Origin of the sequence: Saccharothrix sp. HUAS TT1 (genome assembly GCF_040744945.1) — a bacterium.
Taxonomy (GTDB): domain Bacteria; phylum Actinomycetota; class Actinomycetes; order Mycobacteriales; family Pseudonocardiaceae; genus Actinosynnema.
On record NZ_CP160453.1, the window covers coordinates 972,002 to 990,533 of the forward strand.

General features: G+C 73.0%; 20 protein-coding genes. 6 read left to right on the forward strand and 14 right to left on the reverse strand.

Going from position 1 to position 18,532, the window contains the following annotated elements:
- Positions 1-54: 54 nt before the first annotated feature.
- The 6 genes from AB0F89_RS04760 to AB0F89_RS04785 all read right to left on the reverse strand — a co-directional run bounded on the left by AB0F89_RS04760 (position 55) and on the right by AB0F89_RS04785 (position 6,689).
- Positions 55-681 carry an SRPBCC family protein gene (locus AB0F89_RS04760; RefSeq protein WP_367132926.1) on the reverse strand — a complete coding sequence of 209 codons (627 nt, stop codon included), beginning with the start codon at positions 679-681 and terminating at the stop codon, positions 55-57.
- On the reverse strand, positions 678-1,532 hold the full coding sequence (locus AB0F89_RS04765; RefSeq protein ID WP_367132928.1) for a xanthine dehydrogenase family protein subunit M: 855 nt from the start codon (positions 1,530-1,532) through the stop codon (positions 678-680). Before AB0F89_RS04765 ends, AB0F89_RS04760 begins: the two co-directional genes overlap by 4 nt.
- A complete protein-coding gene (locus AB0F89_RS04770) occupies positions 1,529-3,961 on the reverse strand; it encodes a xanthine dehydrogenase family protein molybdopterin-binding subunit (RefSeq protein ID WP_367132930.1) in 2,433 nt (810 codons plus the stop codon). Before AB0F89_RS04770 ends, AB0F89_RS04765 begins: the two co-directional genes overlap by 4 nt.
- A complete protein-coding gene (locus AB0F89_RS04775) occupies positions 3,958-4,434 on the reverse strand; it encodes a (2Fe-2S)-binding protein (protein WP_367132932.1) in 477 nt (158 codons plus the stop codon). The genes AB0F89_RS04770 and AB0F89_RS04775 overlap by 4 nt, the downstream gene beginning before the upstream one ends.
- Before the next feature lie 70 nt (positions 4,435-4,504).
- A complete protein-coding gene (locus AB0F89_RS04780) occupies positions 4,505-5,611 on the reverse strand; it encodes an XdhC family protein (RefSeq protein ID WP_367132934.1) in 1,107 nt (368 codons plus the stop codon).
- On the reverse strand, positions 5,604-6,689 hold the full coding sequence (locus tag AB0F89_RS04785) for a VWA domain-containing protein (RefSeq protein WP_367132936.1): 1,086 nt from the start codon (positions 6,687-6,689) through the stop codon (positions 5,604-5,606). The genes AB0F89_RS04780 and AB0F89_RS04785 overlap by 8 nt, the downstream gene beginning before the upstream one ends.
- 148 nt (positions 6,690-6,837) lie before the next feature.
- Here AB0F89_RS04785 and AB0F89_RS04790 point away from each other — a divergent pair, with 148 nt between their 5' ends.
- Genes AB0F89_RS04790 through AB0F89_RS04800 form a run of 3 tightly spaced genes read left to right on the forward strand, consistent with a single transcriptional unit; the run spans position 6,838 to position 9,282 of the window.
- On the forward strand, positions 6,838-8,031 hold the full coding sequence (locus AB0F89_RS04790; RefSeq protein WP_367132938.1) for a DNA cytosine methyltransferase: 1,194 nt from the start codon (positions 6,838-6,840) through the stop codon (positions 8,029-8,031).
- A 4-nt stretch (positions 8,032-8,035) separates the two neighbouring features.
- Positions 8,036-8,824, forward strand: a complete 789-nt coding sequence (locus tag AB0F89_RS04795; RefSeq protein ID WP_367132940.1) for a GIY-YIG nuclease family protein — start codon at positions 8,036-8,038, stop codon at positions 8,822-8,824.
- A gap of 20 nt (positions 8,825-8,844) precedes the next feature.
- Entirely contained in the window at positions 8,845-9,282 is a 438-nt protein-coding gene (locus AB0F89_RS04800; protein WP_367132942.1) for a very short patch repair endonuclease, read from the forward strand.
- Here AB0F89_RS04800 and AB0F89_RS04805 read toward each other — a convergent pair.
- Positions 9,262-10,113: an AAA family ATPase gene (locus tag AB0F89_RS04805; protein ID WP_367132944.1), complete on the reverse strand. Its 852-nt coding sequence runs from the start codon at positions 10,111-10,113 to the stop codon at positions 9,262-9,264. The two genes, AB0F89_RS04800 and AB0F89_RS04805, sit on opposite strands and share 21 nt — an antisense overlap.
- A 137-nt stretch (positions 10,114-10,250) precedes the next feature.
- On the opposite strand from AB0F89_RS04805, the gene AB0F89_RS04810 reads away from it, so the two are divergent.
- Positions 10,251-10,472, forward strand: coding sequence for a PspC domain-containing protein (locus tag AB0F89_RS04810; RefSeq protein WP_367132946.1), 222 nt, complete (start codon positions 10,251-10,253; stop codon positions 10,470-10,472).
- Between the two features lie 25 nt (positions 10,473-10,497).
- Here the strand turns inward: AB0F89_RS04810 and AB0F89_RS04815 are convergent, their stop codons facing one another.
- The 5 genes from AB0F89_RS04815 to AB0F89_RS04835 form a co-directional block, all read right to left on the reverse strand.
- Positions 10,498-11,802, reverse strand: coding sequence for a beta-N-acetylhexosaminidase (locus AB0F89_RS04815; protein ID WP_367138707.1), 1,305 nt, complete (start codon positions 11,800-11,802; stop codon positions 10,498-10,500).
- A gap of 41 nt (positions 11,803-11,843) precedes the next feature.
- On the reverse strand, positions 11,844-12,689 hold the full coding sequence (locus AB0F89_RS04820; protein ID WP_367132948.1) for a carbohydrate ABC transporter permease: 846 nt from the start codon (positions 12,687-12,689) through the stop codon (positions 11,844-11,846).
- Entirely contained in the window at positions 12,686-13,579 is an 894-nt protein-coding gene (locus tag AB0F89_RS04825; protein ID WP_367132950.1) for a carbohydrate ABC transporter permease, read from the reverse strand. The genes AB0F89_RS04820 and AB0F89_RS04825 overlap by 4 nt, the downstream gene beginning before the upstream one ends.
- Positions 13,576-14,850: an extracellular solute-binding protein gene (locus AB0F89_RS04830; RefSeq protein WP_367132952.1), complete on the reverse strand. Its 1,275-nt coding sequence runs from the start codon at positions 14,848-14,850 to the stop codon at positions 13,576-13,578. Before AB0F89_RS04830 ends, AB0F89_RS04825 begins: the two co-directional genes overlap by 4 nt.
- Before the next feature lie 104 nt (positions 14,851-14,954).
- A complete protein-coding gene (locus tag AB0F89_RS04835; protein WP_367132954.1) occupies positions 14,955-15,608 on the reverse strand; it encodes a copper homeostasis protein CutC in 654 nt (217 codons plus the stop codon).
- 304 nt (positions 15,609-15,912) lie between these two features.
- Between AB0F89_RS04835 and AB0F89_RS04840 the strand changes: the two genes are divergently transcribed.
- Both AB0F89_RS04840 and AB0F89_RS04845 read left to right on the forward strand, forming a co-directional pair.
- Positions 15,913-16,503 carry an RNA polymerase sigma factor gene (locus AB0F89_RS04840; RefSeq protein ID WP_367138709.1) on the forward strand — a complete coding sequence of 197 codons (591 nt, stop codon included), beginning with the start codon at positions 15,913-15,915 and terminating at the stop codon, positions 16,501-16,503.
- Positions 16,500-16,985: a carboxypeptidase regulatory-like domain-containing protein gene (locus AB0F89_RS04845; protein WP_367132956.1), complete on the forward strand. Its 486-nt coding sequence runs from the start codon at positions 16,500-16,502 to the stop codon at positions 16,983-16,985. Before AB0F89_RS04840 ends, AB0F89_RS04845 begins: the two co-directional genes overlap by 4 nt.
- 181 nt (positions 16,986-17,166) lie before the next feature.
- Here AB0F89_RS04845 and AB0F89_RS04850 read toward each other — a convergent pair whose 3' ends face one another.
- Both AB0F89_RS04850 and AB0F89_RS04855 read right to left on the reverse strand, forming a co-directional pair.
- Positions 17,167-17,604 (reverse strand): NUDIX domain-containing protein, encoded by a 438-nt coding sequence (locus AB0F89_RS04850; RefSeq protein WP_367132958.1) that lies wholly within the window; start codon positions 17,602-17,604, stop codon positions 17,167-17,169.
- A 44-nt stretch (positions 17,605-17,648) separates the two neighbouring features.
- Entirely contained in the window at positions 17,649-18,428 is a 780-nt protein-coding gene (locus AB0F89_RS04855; protein ID WP_367132960.1) for a phosphodiesterase, read from the reverse strand.
- Positions 18,429-18,532 lie beyond the last annotated feature (104 nt).

The window sequence follows — 18,532 nt, forward strand, 5'->3', positions numbered from 1 at the left end:
CGAGCAGGCCGAGGCAGGCGACCAGCCCGAGGACCGGCCGCCCGCCGCGCCCGTTCAGCGCCGCCGCCCGCGGAGCCCGCGCACCAGCAGCACGACCAGCAGCAGCCCGGCCACGACCGGCAGCACCCGCTTGAGCACGGGCGCGCCCGCGGTCCCGATCAGGTCGATCGGCTCGTCCGGCACGGCGCGCAGCGGCGGCCGCCCGTCGGTTGGCGAAGCAGTCACCTCCTCAGCTTCCGCCGGCGCGAGCCGCGTCGCCAGGCATTCGGCGAACTCGCCGATGAGCCGGCCGCTGACCTCGCTGATCAGCCCCCGGCCGAACTGGGCCGGTCGGCCGGTGACGTTCAGGTCCGTGACCACGGACACCTCGGTGCCGCCGGCCGCGGCCGTCAGCGCCACGGACACGGTCGCGGACGCCGTGCCGTTGCCCCTGGTGTCCTTGCCGGACGCCTTGAGCACGGCCGCGCGCACCCGCTCGTCGACCGACGTGAACTCGCCGGTCCCCTTGTAGAGCAGGGTGACGGGCCCGAGCTTGACCTTGACGGTGCCGGTGAACGCCCGCCCGTCGACCCCGGTGAGGGTGGCGCCCGGCATGCACGGCGCCACCTTCTCCGGGTCGAGCAGCGCCGCCCACACGTCCGGCACGGGCGCGGGGACGGTGAACCGGTGTTCGAGCTTCATGCGCTCACCGCGGCCGTCACCGCGCGTTCGGTGAGCACGCGGGCCAGGTGCGACCGGTACTCGGGGTCGGCGTTGGCGTCGGAGGGCGGGTCGGCGCCCTCGGTGGCCCGGGAGGCCGCGGCGGCGATCACCTCGGCCGTCGCGGGCTGCCCGACCAGCGCCTCCTCCACGCCGAGGGCGCGCACCGGCGTCGGACCCATGTTGGTCAGGCCGACCCGCGCGTCGGCGATCCGGCCGTCGGCGACCCGCAGCGCGGCGGCCACCGCCACGATCGACCACGCCTGGGCGACCCGGTTGAACTTCTCGTAGCGCGCGCCCCAGCCGGTCAGCTTGGGCACCCTGACGTGGGTGAGCAGTTCGTCGGGGGCCAGCGCGGTGGTGAAGTAGTCGACGAAGAACTCCGCCGCGGGCACCTCGCGCGTGCCGCCCGGCCCGACGCACACCATCACCGCGTCCAGCGCCAGCGCGGGCGCGAGCAGGTCGCCCGCCGGGTCGGCGTGGGCCAGCGAGCCGCCGAACGTGCCCCGGTGCCGCACCTGCGGGTCGGCGACGGTGTCGGTGGCCAGGCGCAGCAGCCCAGCGTGCTCGCGGACCAGCGGGTCGCGGCGCACCTCGTGGTGCGTGGTCATGGCGCCGATGCGCAGCGAGTCGCCGTCGTCGCGCACGCCGGTCAGCTCGGTCAGCCGGGACAGGTCGACCACCAGGGTCGGCACGGCCAGCCGCATCCGCAGCACCGGGATGAGGCTCTGGCCGCCCGCCATCACCTTGGCGTCCTCGCCGCCCGCGGCCAGGGCGCGCACCGCCTCGTCCACCGAGGTCGGCGCGACGTAGTCGAACGCGGCCGGGATCACCGGTCACCTCCGCGGGGGTCGAGGGAGCCCAGGCCGCCGCCCGCTCCGGGTGTCGTCGGGAGGTCGGCGGCGCGGTGGTGGATGGCCTTCCACACCCGCATCGGCGTGCACGGCATCTCCACCTCCGTGACGCCCAGGTGCCGCACGGCGTCCACGATCGAGTTGACCACGGCGGGCGTGGAGGCGATCGTGCCCGCCTCGCCGACGCCCTTCACGCCCAGCGGGTTGCTGGTCGCGGGCGTCTCGGTGCGGTCGGTGGTGAAGTGCGGCAGGTCGACCGCGGACGGCAGCAGGTAGTCGGCGAGGGTGGCCGTGGTGAGCGTGCCGCTCTCGTCGTGCACCGCCTCCTCGAACAGGGCCTGCGCGATGCCCTGCGCCAGGCCGCCGTGCACCTGGCCCTCCACGATCATCGGGTTCACCACCTTGCCGACGTCGTCCACGCACACGTACGAGCGGATCCTGACGGCGCCGGTCTGCGTGTCGACCTCGGTCGCGCACAGGTGCGTGCCGTGCGGGTAGGAGAAGTTCTCCGGGTCGAACGTGGCCTCGGCGTCCAGCCCGGGTTCCATCCCGTCGGGCAGGTCGTGCGCGACGTGCGCGGCGACCACGACGTCACCGAGCCCCATGGTGGTGGACGTGCCGCGCACCGAGAACGCGCCCGACGTGAACTCGACGTCGTCCTCGGCGACCTCCATCAGGTGCGCGGCGACCGTGCGCGCCTTGGCCAGCACCTTGTCCGCGGCCAGCACCACGGCCACGCCGCCGACCGCCAGCGACCGCGACCCGTAGCTGTCCAGGCCGCGGTGCGAGATCCGGGTGTCGCCGTGCAGCACCTCGACGTCCTCGAACGGCACGCCGAGCCGGTCGGCGACGATCTGGCTCCACGCCGTCTCGTGGCCCTGGCCGTGCGGCGAGGTGCCGGTGATCAGCTCGACCTTGCCGGTGGGCAGCATCCGGATCGCCGCGTGCTCCCAGCCGCCCGCCCCGTACCGCAGGGCGCCGAGCACGCGGGACGGCGCGAGCCCGCACATCTCGGTGTAGGTGGAGATGCCGATGCCGAGCTGCACCGGGTCGCCGCTCGCCCGGCGCTCGGCCTGCTCGCGCCGCAGCTCGTCGTACCCGAACAGCTCCGTGGCGCGGGCGGTGGCCGCCTCGTAGTCGCCGGAGTCGTAGGTCAGGCCCGCGACCGTGGTGAACGGGAACTCGTCGTGCTTGATCCAGTTGCGCTCGCGCAGCTCCAGCGGGTCCACGCCCAGCTCGGCGGCCAGCTCGTCCATGATCCGCTCGATGGCGAACGTGGCCTCCGGCCGCCCCGCGCCGCGGTAGGCGTCGGTCGGCGTCTTGGTGGTGAACACGTTCGTGCAGGTGAACCGGTACGCCTGGAACTTGTAGATGGCGTTGAACATGAACGCGCCCAGGATCGGCACGCCCGGCGTGACCAGGCGCAGGTAGGCGCCCATGTCGGCGAGCAGGTCGACCTTGAGGCCGGTGACGGTGCCGTCCCGGCGGGCCGCGATGGTGAGCCGCTGGAGCTGGTCGCGGCCGTGGTGGGCGGACAGCATCGACTCGGTGCGCGTCTCGGTCCACTTGACCGGCTTGCCGAGCCGGCGCGCGGCCAGCAGGGTCAGCACCTCCTCGGGCGTCACCTGGAGCTTGCCGCCGAAGCCGCCGCCGACGTCCGGCGCGACGACCCGGATCCGCTGCTCGGGGATGCCGAGCACGGCCGACAGCATCCAGCGCAGCAGGTGCGGCACCTGGGTGGACGACCACATGGTCACCGAGTCGGGCGACGGGTCGACCACGACCGAGCGCGGCTCCATGAACGCCGGGATCAGCCGCTGCTGGCGGAACGTGCGCTCGACCACCACCTCCGCCTCGGCGATGACCCGGTCCACGTCCGAGCCCGTGCCCGCCTCCGCCGAGTCGTAGACCCAGGTGGCGCTCTTGTTCGTGCCCAGGTCGGGGTGCACGAGGTCGGCGTCCGGCTCGACCGCGCGCTCCAGGTCCAGCACGACCGGCAGGTCCTCGTAGTCGACGTCGATCGCGGACAGCGCGTCGTGCGCCTCGGCCGCGCTGCGGGCCACCACCAGGGCGACCGCCTCGCCGGCGAAGTTCACCCGGTCGACGGCCAGCGACGGCGCGGGCGGCGCCAGCATGTCCTCGGTGATCGGCCACGCGCACGGCAGGCTGCCCTGCTCCTCGGCGACGTCCCGGCCGGTGAGCACCAGCAGCACGCCGGGCATCTTCGCGGCCTCGGTGACGTCGACCGAGGTGATCCGGGCGTGCGCCACGGGGCTGCGCAGCAGCGCCATGTGCAGCAGCCCGGTCAGCTGCATGTTGTCGGTCCACCGGGTCGCGCCGGTGATCAGCCGGGCGTCCTCCTTGCGCCGGCGGGCCTTGCCCAGCTCCGGTTCGGCGGTGGCGGTCACTCCGCGCCCCCGATCCGCTGCTCCCGGGCGGCGTCCTGGACGGCGCGGACGATGTTCTGGTAGCCGGTGCAGCGGCAGAGGTTGCCCTCCAGGCCGTGCCGCACCGCGTCCTCGTCCGGGTCGGGGTCGTCGGCCAGCAGGTCGATGGCCTGCATGATCATGCCGGGGGTGCAGAAACCGCACTGCAGGGCGTGGTTCTCGTGGAACGCCCGCTGCACGGGGTGGAGCTGCCCGTCGCGGGCCAGTCCCTCGACGGTGGTGACCTCGCGGCCGTCGGCCTGCACCGCGAGCACGGCGCACGACTTCACGCTCCGCCCGTCGAGGTGCACCGTGCACGCGCCGCAGTTGCTGGTGTCGCAGCCGACGACCGTGCCGGTCTTGCCGAGCCGTTCGCGCAGGTGGTGGACCAGCAGCGTGCGCGGCTCCACCTCGTCGCTGTAGGCCACGCCGTCGACGGTGACCGTGATCCGCATGAACCCTCCAGGTGTGGTGGTGATGGGGGTCACAGCCGAGCCTGCTCGTTGTTGCCCCGTCAAACAACCCTCACTTGTGGATGGAGCCGTCCGTGCGGGTCAGCCGCTCGCCCCCGCCGCCCCACCGCAGCGCGATGATCTCCGCGGCGATCGACACCGCCGTCTCCTCGGGCGTGCGGGCGCCGAGGTCCAGGCCGATCGGGGACGCCAGGCCGGCCAGCTCGCCCTCGGTCAGGCCCGCCTCGCGCAGCCTGCGCAGCCGGTCGTCGTGGGTGCGGCGGGAGCCCATCGCGCCGACGTAGCCGAGCTTGAGCCGCAGCGCGACCTCCAGCAGCGGCACGTCGAACTTCGGGTCGTGGGTGAGCACGGCGACCACCGTCCGCTCGTCCACCCGGCCCGCGTCGGCCTGGCCCGCGAGGTAGCGGTGCGGCCAGTCCACGACCACCTCGTCGGCTTCGGGAAACCGACTCGCGGTGGCGAACACCGGGCGCGCGTCGCACACCGTGACGCGGTAGCCGAGGAACGCGCCGAGCCGGGCCACGGCGGCGGCGAAGTCGATCGCGCCGAACACCAGCATCCGCGGCGGCGGCTCGAACGAGTTGACGAACACGGTCAGCCCCTCGCCGCGCCGCTGGCCGTCCGGCCCGTAGTGCAGGGCGCCGCTGCGGCCGGTGGCGAGCAGGCCGCGCGCGTCGTCGGTGATCGCGTCCCGGGCCCTGGCCGACGGCAGGTCGCCCGCGACCCGGTCCGGCCAGACGACCACCCGCCTGCCCACCCACTCCGGGTGCTCCAGGACCGTGGCGACGGCCACCGGCTCCTGGGCCCGGACGGTCTCCAGCACCTCGGGCAGCTCGGGGAACGTGTCGCGGCTGACCGGCTCCACGTAGACGTCGATGATCCCGCCGCAGGTCAGGCCGACCGCGAACGCGTCGTCGTCGCTCACCCCGTACCGCTGGAGCACCGGCGTGCCGGCGCCGACCACCTCCTGGGCCAGCTCGTAGACCGCGCCCTCGACGCAGCCGCCGGAGACGCTGCCGACCACCGCGCCGTCCGCGCCGACCAGCATCGCCGCGCCGGGCGGCCGGGGCGCGGAGCTGAACGTGGCGACCACCGTGCCGACGCCGACCGTCTCGCCGGCTCCGACGCGACGGGCCAGTTCGTCGAGGACATCACGCAAGTCGAACCTCCTCCAGCAGGGCGTGCAGGGTCTCCAGGCTGTGACCGGCCAGCAGCCGGTCCAGGTGCGGTAGGACGGCGGCGATGCCGGACTGGACGGGCCGGTAGCCGTCGTGGCCGGCGTGCGGGTTGACCCAGACGACCTTGTGCGCGAGGCGCTTGAGCCGTCGCGCCTGCTCGGCGAGCAGGGCGGCGTCACCGCGCTCCCAGCCGTCCGAGCAGATGACGACGACGGCCCGCCGCGCGGCGCCGCGCTGCCCCCAGCGGTCCAGGAAGACCTTGATCGTCTCGCCGAGCCGGGTGCCGCCCTCGTGGTCGGGCACGGCGCGCGCGGCGGCGGTCAGGGCCCGTTCCGGGTCGCGGTGGCGCAGGTGGCGGGTGATCCGGGTCAGCCGGGTGCCGAGCGTGCAGACCTCGACGGGCATCCGGCGGGCGACGACGTGCGCGAACCGGAGGAGGGCGTCGGCGTAGGGCTTCATCGAGCCGGACACGTCGATCAGCAGCACGACCTTGCGCGGCCGGGTGGACCGGCGGCGGTGGCGCAGCCGGGTGACCTCGCCGGTGGCGAGCGCGTCCCGCAGCGTCCGGCGCAGGTCGACCTCCCCCCGGCGGGCGGGCGTCCGGCGGGGCGCGCGGCGTCGCGGCGGCGCCGGCCGCAGCTCGGCCAGCAACCGGTCGAGGTGCCGCTTCTCCGCCGGGCCCAACGTGGCGATGTCCCGGCGCCGCAGCACTTCCACGTCACTGGCCGCCACGTTCAACCCCGGCGCCCGCCCACCCCCCGCAGTGCCGGTCCCGAGCGCCGCCAGGCGGCTGACCTGCCGCGCCCGCCCGCTCACCGGCGCCGACGGCGGCACACCCCCGAACCAGGCCGCGAACGCCGCGTCGTACCGGTCCAGGTCGTCCGGCTCACCGCACAACGTGAGCCGCCCCGCCCAGTACACGTCCTCCCGCCGCGCCACGTCGAGCTCCCCGACCGCCACCACGAACGCCCGCACCCGCTCCGGCCCGCACCCGACCCCACCGTGCCGCAGCGCGCGGGCGAACCCCACGAGCCCGGTCGTCACCCCGGCTCCCGTCATCCCCCGATTGTGCGCTTCGTCACGACACTTCCGCATGATCGTGTCGGCGCAACCGCACGTGGCCGCGTGATGGACATAAGATCGAACACGAGTGCGACCTGCAGTGAAGGTCAACAGCCGAGAGGGTAGGTTCCTTACAGTGCGCGCGGTGTCGAAGCTAGCCCTGGCCAGCGAGCCGATGCTGCCGTTCGAACGGCCCGAGCCGGCTGCCGCGGAGTTCTTCGCGGGCATCGGCCTCGCCCGGCTCGGCCTGGAGCAGGCGGGCTTCCGCGTCTCGTGGTCGAACGACATCGAGCCGGCGAAGCACAACATGTACGCGCGGCACTTCACCGAGGACACCGAGGACACGCACAAGTTCGTCCTGGACGACGTCGCCAACGTCGGCGCCGACAGCCTGCCCCCCGACCGGCTGGCGCTCGCCTGGGCGTCGTCCCCGTGCGTCGACGTCTCGCTCGCCGGCGCGCGGCTCGGGCTGAGCGGCGCCCGGTCCGCCGCGTTCTACCAGTTCACCCGAATCCTCGGCGAACTGCCGCCGGACCAGCGCCCCCCGGTCGTCACCTTGGAGAACGTGGTCGGCCTCGCCACCAGCCACGGCGGCGCGGACCTGCGCGCGGCGATCAGGGAGCTCAACGGGATCGGCTACTCCGTCGACGTCCTCACGCTGGACGCGCGGTGGTTCGTGCCGCAGTCGCGCCCGCGCCTGTTCGTCGTCGGGGTGCTCAACCCCCCGGTGGACACGCCCGACGCGAACCCGGTCCTGCGCCCGGAATGGCTCCAGGCCCCCTTCCGGGACAAGTCGCTGCGCACCCACCGCTACCTGCTCCCGGACATCGACCCGTCGCCGGACATCTCGCTGTCGCAGGTGGTCGAACGCTTGAGCGCGGACGATCCGCGCTGGTGGGACGACATGCGCAAAGCCTCGTTCGAAGAACAGCTGTCGCCGATCCAACGCGACCGGCTGGACCAGCTCCGCACGGGCCGTGAAATCACCCATCGAACGGCTTATCGCAGGACCAGGCAGGGCAAGCCCCAGTGGGAAATCCGCTCGGACGACATCGCGGGCTGCCTGCGCACGGCCCGCGGCGGATCGTCCAAGCAGGCGGTCGTCGAGGGCGGCAAGGGCCGTTTCCGGGTCCGCTGGATGACCGGGATCGAGTACGCGCGCCTGATGGGAGCGGGCGACTACATGATCGACGGGCATCGGGACGGCCACCTGATCTTCGGATTCGGCGACGCGGTGTGCGTCCCGGCCGTGGCCTGGCTGGGCAAGAACTACCTGATGCCCTTCTCGCTGGGGAACCGCGAAAGCGCTGACACGAGGCTGACCGCTGTGGGAGCCTGACCCGGTGTCGCGAAAGCCGCCAACCAGGAAAAGCCTTCCGGCGAAGTCGGTCCAGGAATTCCGCGCCCTCCTCGAAACCGCTCTGGACACCCAGGACGAGCAAGGCCGCAAGTGGGCGGACGCCCAGTGGGGCTGCTACGCCTTCTACGACTACGACGGTGAGCCGATCTACGTCGGCCAGACCAACGAACGGCTCCGGACGCGCATCCGCCGCCACTTGAGCAACCAGCGCACCGATGCCGTGGCGATGCGGATCCTGGACGTGTTCGAAGTCGCCGAGATGGAACTCTGGCCCCTGTGGGACTACGAGGGCATTTCCGCGGCGAACAGGGAAGCGAAGCAGCACCTCAACCGCGTCGAGTACACCGCGTACACCCAGGCCATCGAAGACAGCCGCTTCAAGGCGATCCTGAACGAGAAGATCCCGCCGGTCTCCGAACTCGGCGAACTGCCGCCTTCCAAGCGGTTCAACCTGATCAGCGATGAAACCCGTGAAGAACGCGGACATCCCGATGTGCGGATCGCCCGTCGAGCGGAAACCATTTCCCGCCTGGCGGCCGTGGCTCACGAACGGGGTGAGGTTTCGTCCGGGCTCCGGCGTGTGCTGGTGATCCAGGCCGTCAGGCTCGCCTACCTGTCGGCGACCCGGCTGGCCGAAGCCGAGGGTCGGGACGAACCCAAGGCCAACGTCATCTACATGGAAGGGCTCGTCGGGAGCGTCCGCAAGCCCCTCGACGCCGGCGACACGGACACCCCTGAAGGCGACGGCGAACCGGAACTCGACCTCGGTTGATCCCGGCTAAGGTGCTCGGCATGGCCGAAGCGTCTTGGGCGACCAGCGAGGCGACTCGCAAGTCGATGCGGGCGAACCGGAGCCGCGACACCAAACCGGAGTTGCGGCTCCGCAGGGCTCTGCACGCGATGGGCCTGCGCTACCGGGTGTGCGCGCGTCCACTGCCCGAGGTCCGGCGCACAGCGGACATCGTCTTCCCCCGCGCCAAGGTCGCGGTCGAAGTCCGCGGGTGCTTCTGGCACGGGTGTCCCGACCACTACCGCGCCCCGGCCGCCAACGGCAGCTACTGGTCCGCCAAGGTCCAGCGGAACATCGCCAGGGACGCGGACACCGCCGAACGGCTCGCGGCAGCGGGCTGGCTGCTCGCCGTCGTGTGGGAGCACGAGGACCTGGACCGCGCGGCCGAAACCGTCGCCCGACAGGTGCAGGAACGCCGGTCAGCTCAGCACACCGGCTGAAAGGGCCCGTTGGGCGTCCTCGCGGTACTTCAGGACGGCGCCGAGGGTGGCTGCCGCCGTTTCCGCGTCCAGTTCGGTGCGGCCCAGGGTGAGCAGGGCCTCGGCCCAGTCCAGCGATTCGGCGACGCCCGGCGGCTTGAGCAGGTCCAGTTCCCGCAACCGCCGCACGGCCGACGCGACCTGGTGCGCCAGTCGCTCGGTGACGTCGGGCAGCCGCCGGCGGAGGATGGCGGTCTCGCGGGCCAGGTCGGGGTGGTCCAGCCAGTGGTAGAGGCAGCGGCGCTTGAGGGCGTCGTGGACCTCGCGGGTGCGGTTGGAGGTCAGCACGACCAGGGGCGGGGTCCGGGCGGTGACGCGGCCCAGTTCGGGGATGGTCACCGAGTTCTCGCCGAGCACTTCGAGCAGGAACGCCTCGAACTCGTCGTCGGCCCGGTCGACCTCGTCCACCAGCAGCACGCACGGCGCGTCTTCGAGGGCCCGCAGCAGCGGGCGGGCCAGCAGGAAGCGCCGGGTGTAGAGGGACGCCTCGGCCTGCTCGGCGTCGACCGGTCCGGCGGCTTCGAGGGCGCGCAGGTGCAGCAGCTGGCGCGGGAAGTCCCAGTCGTAGAGGGCCTGGCTCGCGTCGATGCCCTCGTGGCACTGCAGCCGGATCAGCGGCAGGTCGAGGGCCTGGGCCAGCGCCTTGGCGAGGGCGGTCTTGCCGGTGCCCGGCTCGCCCTCGCAGAACAGCGGCCGGTGCATCCGCAGCGCCAGGTAGGCGGCCGTGGCGAGGCCCCGGTCGGGCAGGTAGCCGACGCGGTCCAGCTGCTCGGCGAGATCGTCTGGCGTCACGGGTTCGAGGGTAGGCGGCCGGGCGGGCGCCGTCGCCGTGCCGGAGCGGGGCGCCCCGAACCCTGAGGACGCGGTTCCGGGGGATGTCAGGGTGCGTCCCCGATGTCCGCGAACCCCCGGCGGAGCACTCTTGAGCCATGACGAACAACGTGATGGGCGAAGCCACCGCCAAGATCAAGAAGTTTCGCCGCAGCCGGTCCGACAAGATGCTCGCGGGCGTGTGCGGCGGCGTCGCCGAAGCGCTCGGCGTCGACGCCGCCCTGCTGCGCATCCTGCTGGTCGCCGCCACCCTGTTCGGCGTCGGCGCCGGCGCGGTCCTCTACCTCGCGGCCTGGATCCTCATGCCCGAGCAGGACTGACCCGGCCCGCCCGAGCAGGACCGGCTCAGCGCGGGAAGCCGGGCACGCCCGGCAGCGCCTGCCACGGCCGGGGGCCGTCGAGGGGGCGGTACTCCACGCCGAGCGCGTCGAGCCGCGGCAGGTGGTGCTCGGCCAGCCGGGTCAGGAACTCCGCCTCGTCCCGCCCGGCGGGGCTCCACACGACCTCGGCGAACGCGCTCAGCCGGGGGAACGCGGCGTAGTCCAGCCGGCGCGGCGAGTCGAGGTGTTCGGTCCACAGGTTGGCCTGCGCGCCGAGCACCCGGTCCGCCGCCGCGGGCTCGTACCGGTAGACGTCCTGGAGCGTGGTGACGGTGCCGACGGGGATCGGCTCGTCGGGGTGGTCGGACTGCCGGTAGTCCAGGTAGACGTGCTCCTCGGGGCACATCACCACGTCGTGCCCGCGGTCCAGCGCGGTCAGACCGCCCCGCTCGCCCCGCCACGACGCGACGATCGTGCGCGTCGGCAGCGGCCCGACGTCCAGCACCTCGTCCCACCCGAACGGCCGCCGCCCGCGCTGGTGCAGGTGCTGCGCGATGCGCCGGACGAACCGGCCGTCGCCGCCCGCCGCCTCGTCGCCGCCCAGCCCGACCACCTCGCCCGGGAACACGTCCAGCAGCTCGTCGAACACCTGCCGGTAGACCTCCACCACGGCCTCGTCGGACCGCAGCGCGTTGGGGTTGACCCCCCAGTCCGTCCACACCCCGCCGCCGGAGGCGCCCAGCTCCGGGTACGCCGCGATGGCCGCCTGGCTGTGCCCCGGCACGTCGATCTCCGGCACCACCGCGATGTGCCGCCGCGCCGCGTACGCGACGACCTCCCGCAGGTCGTCCTGCGTGTAGTAGCCGCCGTGCGGCCGGCCCGCCATCCCACCGGACCGCCGGTCGCCGAACCGCGAGTCGGGCCGCCACCCGCCGACCTCGTGCAGCCGCGGGAACTTCCGCGACTCGAACCGCCAGCCCTGGTCGTCGGTGAGGTGCAGGTGCAGCACGTTCAGCTTGTGCACGGCCAGCAGGTCGACGTACCGCAGCAGGTCGTGCTTGGGCAGGAAGTGCCGCGCCACGTCGAGCATCACGCCGCGCCACGCGAACCGCGGGTGGTCCTCGACCTCGCACACCGGCAGCGCCACCGGACCCGGCGGCACCGCGCGGAACGCCGCCGGCCCGCTCAGCTGCCGCAGCGTCTGCCGCGCGTAGAACTCGCCGGCGTCGTCGGACGCCCGCACCCGGACACCCCGGTCGGACACCGACAGCCGGTAGCCCTCGGCGGGCCCGGCCACCCGCTCCACCTCGAACGCGCCGTCGAAGGGCACTTCGCCGGCGCCGCGGGCGAAGGACACCGGGCGGGGGAGGATCACGACTTCACCGCCCCGGCGAGGCCCGCGACCAGCCGTCGCTGCACCAGGATGAAGAAGACCAGCACCGGGATCGTCATCACCGTCGATCCTGCCATGATCGCGCCCCAGTCGTTCTGGTCCGGTTTGACGAACACCTGCAGCGCCAGCGGCAGGGTCTGGTTCTCCGCCGCCGAGATGATGAACGTCTTGGCGAACAGGAAGTCGTTCCACGCGTGGATGAACGACAGCACGCTGGTCGCCACCAACCCCGGCGCCACCAGCGGGAACAGCACCTGCCACAGGAACCGGAACCGGGACGCGCCGTCCAGCGTCGCCGCCTCCTCCAGCTCCACCGGCACCGCCGCGACGAACCCGCGCAGCATCCAGATCGCGAACGGCAGGCTGAACGCGAGGTGCACCAGCACCAGCGAGCCCAGGTGGTTCAGCCCGAACACCGGCGCGACGTCGCGCACCGACTGCATCAGGAAGAACAGCGGGATGGTCAGCGCCTCGACCGGCACCATCTGCACCACCAGCAGCATGACCAGCAACGTCGTGCGGCTGCGGAACCGGAACCTGGTCAGCGCGGTGGCCGCGAGGAACGAGATCAGCAGGCTGAGCAGCACCACGGCGACCGCCACCACGACGCTGTTGAGCAGGTAGCGGCCGAAGTTCTGCACGGTCAGCGCCCGCACGAAGCTGTCGACCGTCGGCGCGAACGTCCACGGCCGCGGCTCGGCCGAGATCACCTCCGCCTCCGGCTTGACCGCCGTCAGCACCATCCAGTACAGCGGGAACGCCACCACGGCCGCGACGGCGACCGCCACGCCCTCCGCGACACCCCGCGACGCGCGCCGGTTCACAGCACCTCCCCGCTGCGCCGCAACGCCCGCAGGTAGCCGGCGGTGACGATCAGCAGCAGCACCGTCGTGACCACGCCGATGCTCGCGCCGAGCCCGTACTCGGAGGCGGCGAACGCCTGCTGGTAGGCGTAGACGTTGAGCACCAGGTTCCGGCCGGCGATGCCGCCGCCGCTGGTCATGATGTAGATCTGGGTGAACACCTTGAAGTCCCAGATGATCGACTGGATGGTGACCACGACCAGCAACGGCCGCAGCAGCGGCAGGATCACGCTGGTCGCGGTCCTCGCGGTGCCCGCGCCGTCCAGCGCGGCGGCTTCGAGCACTTCGCCCGGGATCGCCTTGATGCCCGCGTACAGGGTCACCATGACGAACGGGAACGAGCACCAGACCACCTGCGCCGCGACCAGCCCGAACGCCACCCACTTGTCGTAGGTCCAGGAGAACCCGGTGGTGCCGAGGACTTCGTTGACGAACCCGAAGTTGGCGTCGAACAGGAACAGCCAGATGGTCGACCCGGCCACCGTCGGCGTCGCCCACGCGCCGAGCGCGGCCAGGAACAACGCCATCCGGGCCCAGGTACGAACCCTGGTGGCCAGCACCGCCAGCGCGGCGCCGACCAGCAGGGTCCCCACCACGCACACCGCGGCGAACGCGACCGTCTGCCCGAGCACGGACCAGAACCGCTCGTCGGCCAGCAGCGTCGCGTAGTTGCCGAGGCCCAGGAAGGTCAGCGGCGCGCCGCCGCTGACCTGCTCCTGGCCGTAGTCGAACAGGGAGATCAGCACGAGCTGGTAGATCGGGTAGCCCATCAGCCCGACCAGCACCAGCAGCGCGGGGGCGAGGTAGGCGAACGCGATCCGCCCGTCGCCCCTCCGGGTCGGCATCGTCATGAGGTAAAGGCGGCGTTCATCTGGTCGGCGGCGTCCTTCGCGGCCTTGTCCAGGTCCTCGCCGCCGGCGGCGACCTGCTGCAACAGCGTCGGCAGCACGGCCTGGGCGTCGACCTTGGCCCAGTTCGGCGTGACCGGCACGAACCTCGTGCCCGCCTCCAGGGTCCTGATGAACGGCTCCAGCACCGGGTTGGCCTCGGCGACCTGCGCCTGCACGTCGCCGAACGTCGGCAGGTTGCCCATCGCGTCGAACATCTTGCGCTGGTACTGCTTGCCGCCCAGGAGCTGCACGAACTGGTTGGCCAGCGTCTTGCGCCCGCTGCCCTTCAGCACGCCGAGCAGGTTGCCGCCGGCGAACGCGGGCGCGATGTCGCCCGCCTGCCTGCCGGGCAGCGGCACGACCGCGTACTTGCCCGCGGCGGCGGAGGCGTCGACCGACTTGCGGTTGAAGTCGCCGCCGACGACCATCGCCGCCTTGCCCGCGCGGAACGCCTCGACGCTGGCGTCGCCGCCGTTGCCCGCGCACTGGGCGGGCGGGCAGATGTCGTCCGCGATCAGCTCGGTGTACTGGCGCAGCCCGGCCTTCGACTCGGCGCTGTCGATGGTGGCGACGTACTCGTCGCCGTCCTTGCGGGCGATGTCGCCGCCGTTGGCCCACACGAACGGCATCGCGCCGTAGGTGTACTTGCCGCCGGCGGAGATGCCGAGCATGTCGGGCTTGGCGGCCCGGATCCGCCGGGCGAGCGGCGCGATGTCGGCCAACGTGGCCGGCGGCTGGAGGTTCAGCTCCTGGAAGACGTCCGTGCGGTAGTAGAGCGCGCGCACGCCGACGTACCAGGGCACGCCGTAGACCTTGCCGTCCACCTCGCCGGTGTCCAGGACCTCGGGCAGCAGGTCCTTCGCGTCGGACCACCCGCTGAGGTCGAGTTCGGCGAACCCGCCGCCCGCGACGTACCCCGCCAGGTCGGTGTTGCCGAACTCGGCCACGTCGGGCGCGCTCTGCGGGTCGCTGAACGCGGCCTTGAACCGCTCGGCGCGGGTCTGCACCTGGATGTACTGGACGTCGACCGTGACGCCTTCGTGCGCCTGCTCGAACTCGGTGACCGCCTCCTCGACGACCGCCTCCTTCGGGCCCCGGTTGACCTCGTCGAACAGCCAGACCCGCAGCTGCCCCGACTGCTCGTCGCCGCCGGTGGGCGCCGAGCCGGACTGGACCGGGGCGCACCCGGCCAGCACGACGGCGCCCACGACCGCTGCTACCGCGAACCGCATCTCGCCCACCCTTCAGGTGTGTTGCACCCCAGCTTGTTGCACATTTTGCAACGACTATTTCAAGGGAAGCAACGGCGATGCTAATGTCCGGATCGGCAAGCGGTCTAGACCAGATTCGCCCAGGTCCGGACCGCGTCGGCGGACACCGGGGCGTCCCACCCGCCTGGGCGGACGGCGCTGCCGACGTGGAACGCCGTGGCGCCAACGGCTTTCAGCGGCGCGACCTGCTCCGCCTTGAGCCCGCCGCCCACCAGCAGCCGGACCGCGCCCTGCCGGGCGGCCAACCGCTCCAGCACGCCGAACCCGTCCGCCACGCCGCGCGGGCTGCCCGCCGCGAGCACCGTGTCGCACCCCAGCCCGCCGACCTCGGCCCACGCCGCCTCGGGGTCGGCCGAGTTGTCCAGCGCGCGGTGGAACGTCCACGCGCAGCCGTCCAGCTCGGCGGCCAGCGCGGCGCACGCCGCCCCGTCCACCCGGCCGTCGGCGTCGAGGAAGCCGAGCACGAACTCCGACGCGCCCGCCTCGCGCAGCGCCGCCGCGTCGCGCCGCAGCCGGTCCAGGTCGCCGGGCGCGAAGCCCGGCGCGTCGCGCAGCATGACCCGGACCGGCAGGTCGGTCGCGGAGAGCACGTCGCGCAGCACGGCGACCGGCGGGGTGAGCCCGTCCGCGGCCATGTCGACGGTGAGTTCCAGCCGGTGCGCGCCGCCCGCCTGCGCGGCCTCGGCGTCGGTGGCGTCCAGGGCGATGACCTCAAGCATGGTCTGGACCATACTCACGCGGCCTCGGGAGTGAACTGTTAAAACGCGACGATGTATCCAGCGTAGAACTACTCACTCCTTATCCGATGAGTGAAGGCCACGGCTTGGGGGGGACGGGAGGACGGCGGTCGGTCGGCTTCGAGGGGTGTCGACCGGACGCCGTCGAACCTGCGAGGGGGGAAGGCGGTCCGCGGTGCGAGGGGGGCATCGCGGACCGCCGCCGCGCAGGTGGAGACGGGTGTGTGTGACGATCAGCTCCGGCTGGGGGATCAGAGGAGGAGGTGACGACGTGGGAGAACTGCGCATGGCCGGTGAGCGCCCACCGTGGGAGGGCCTGGATGGGACCGACCGGCACGCCGCCTGCGTCGCCGCCGCGAGGGACGGCGACCGCCGGGCGCTGGACGCGCTGGTCGCCGACCTGACACCGCTGGTGTGGCACATCGCGCGCGGCCACGGGCTGGACCGCAGCACCGCGGAGGACGTGGTGCAGACGGTCTGGCTCGCGCTGCTGCGCCACCTCGACCGCCTGATCGAACCGCGCGCGCTGGCCGGGTGGCTGGTCGTCGCGACCCGCCGCGAGGCCCAGCGGACCTGGACGCCCGCTCGCCGGGAGGCGGCGCTGAGCGACGAGCTGGCGGAACAACTGCAGAGCGAGTACGGCCTGCCCGAGGACGCCGCCCTGGTCGACGACCGGGACCACCGGCTGTGGCGGGCGTTCGGCCGGTTGTCGCAGCGCTGCCAGGAACTGCTGCGACTGACCGTGCTGGCCGGCCGGGCGGAGTACCGGGCGGTCGCCGAAGCACTTTCCATGCCGCGCGGCAGCATCGGCCCCACCAGGGGTCGGTGCCTGACGCTGCTGCGCACACATCTCGACGCGGAAGGAGGATCGCGGTGAACGACATCGACCCGCGCGATGACCGCAGAGGCCAAGAGGACACCGCTGTCCTCACGGAACTGAACCGCCTGGTGTACGAGTTGGACGCGCCCCCTCGGGGGCTCGTCGAACGCATCCAGTTCGCGGTGGCTTTGGAGAACCTGGACGTCGAGGTGGCCCGCTGGGAGCGCGCGGGCTCGTTCGCGGGCGTGCGCGGCGGGAGCCCCGGCACCATCACGTTCACCGTGGACAACCTGACCTTGATGGTGAACTTCACGTCGACCGGCGCCCGGCACCGCATCGACGGCTGGCTGGTGCCCGCCGGCGAGCACACCGTCGAGGTGCGGGTCGCCGAGCACGAGTCGAGCACCACCAAGGCCGACGACGGCGGCCGGTTCGTGCTGTCCGACGTGCCCGCCGGCACCACCCAGATCGTGGTGCACCTGGTCGACTCCCGCGGCGAACCCGGCCGGACGGTCGTGACCCCGACGATCATGCTCTGACCGCGGCGCCCGCCCTGTTCGAACATCCCGCACTGTTCGAACACACCGTCGGACGGCCCTCTTCCGGGGTCGTTCCTTCGCGTGGCCAAACGCTTGCGCCCACGATTCCACCCGAACGGGCAAAGAGCTGCGCTCAACCCCGGTCGGGCGAGGCGTTCCCCCTCGTCGGTCGCGGCGGGTCTCAACCCGCCGGACGAGGCGGCCCCGGCTCACCGGCGTCCCACCCGAACGAGCTGAAAGCCCCCTCGGCCCGGATTCCGAGCGCCGCGTAGTCGAGCAGGTCGTCGGGCAGGCCGTCGAGCCGGAACCAGGCCAGGCCGGAGCACTTGTCGGGTTCCGCGACCACCGGCTCGCCGACCCACTCACGCGCCTCGAAGAAGAACCCGAACCGCGCCTCGACGCCGGGCGCGACGGCGTGCGTGGTGTGCACGTGCCGCAGCGCACCCACCGGGACCACCACCCCGACCTCCTCGGCGACCTCCCGCACCGCCGCCGCGAGCACCGACTCCCCCGCCTCGACCTTCCCGGCCGGCAGGTGCCACCGGCCGTCGAACCGCGGGTCGGGGTCGCGGCGGCGGATCAGCAGGAGCCGGTCGGCGCGCACCAGCAGCACGTGCACGTCGACCAGGTGCCGGGGTGCGTGCCGGGGCGCGTCCCGCGCGGTCAGAACGCCCCGATCAACGCGCCGGCGTCGCTGACCGGCACGGTGTGCGTGGCGAAGCCGGAGTCGGTGGCGACGTGCAGCAGGAACCCGGTCGGCTCCGCGAGGTGCCCGATCTGCCGGTCCGCGCGCAGGGTGAGGGAGGTCTGGCGGTAGGTGCTGGGCGCGACGGCCACCACGGTGTTCGCGAACGGCGCCGTGATCGCGCGGTGCACGTGGCCGGTCAGCACGCGGGCGACGTTGCCGTGCCGGGCGAGGACGGCGCCCAGCGCGGGCCCGTCGTCCAGCCGCATGCCGTCGAGGAACGGGATGCCCACGGCCACCGGCGGGTGGTGCAGGCAGACGAAGGCGGGTGTTCCGGGCCGCTGCCCGAGCACGTCGTCCAGCCACGCCAGCTGCTCGTCGCCCAGGCGCCCGGCGGGGCTGTCCGGCCGCCACGAGTCCAGCGCGACCACCGTGAAGCCGGGGTGCTCGACGGCGTAGCGCGTCGACTCCCCGCCGCCGAGGAACGGCGTGCCGCCGAAGGCGTCGAGCAGCGCGGTGGGGTTGTCGTGGTTGCCGGTGGTCAGGTGCAGCGGCAGGGGGAAGGCGCCGATCAGCTCGCGCAGCTGGGCGTAGGCGTCGGCGCGCCCGTGCTCGGCCAGGTCGCCGGTGATCACCACGCAGTCCGGGCGGGGGTCGATCGCCAGCACCCGGCCGAGCGCCCGGCGCAGCGAGGCGGCCGGCTCGGCGGCCAGCGCGTCGGTGCGCAGGTGGGGGTCGCTCAGGTGCGCGATGAGCACGTGGTCAGCTCCGGTCGTTGTCGGGAGGCGGCGGCGGTGGTGGTGTGGGTGGGTAGGCGGGGCGGGTAGGCGGGGCGGGTAGGCGGGGTGGGTGGGGTAGGCGG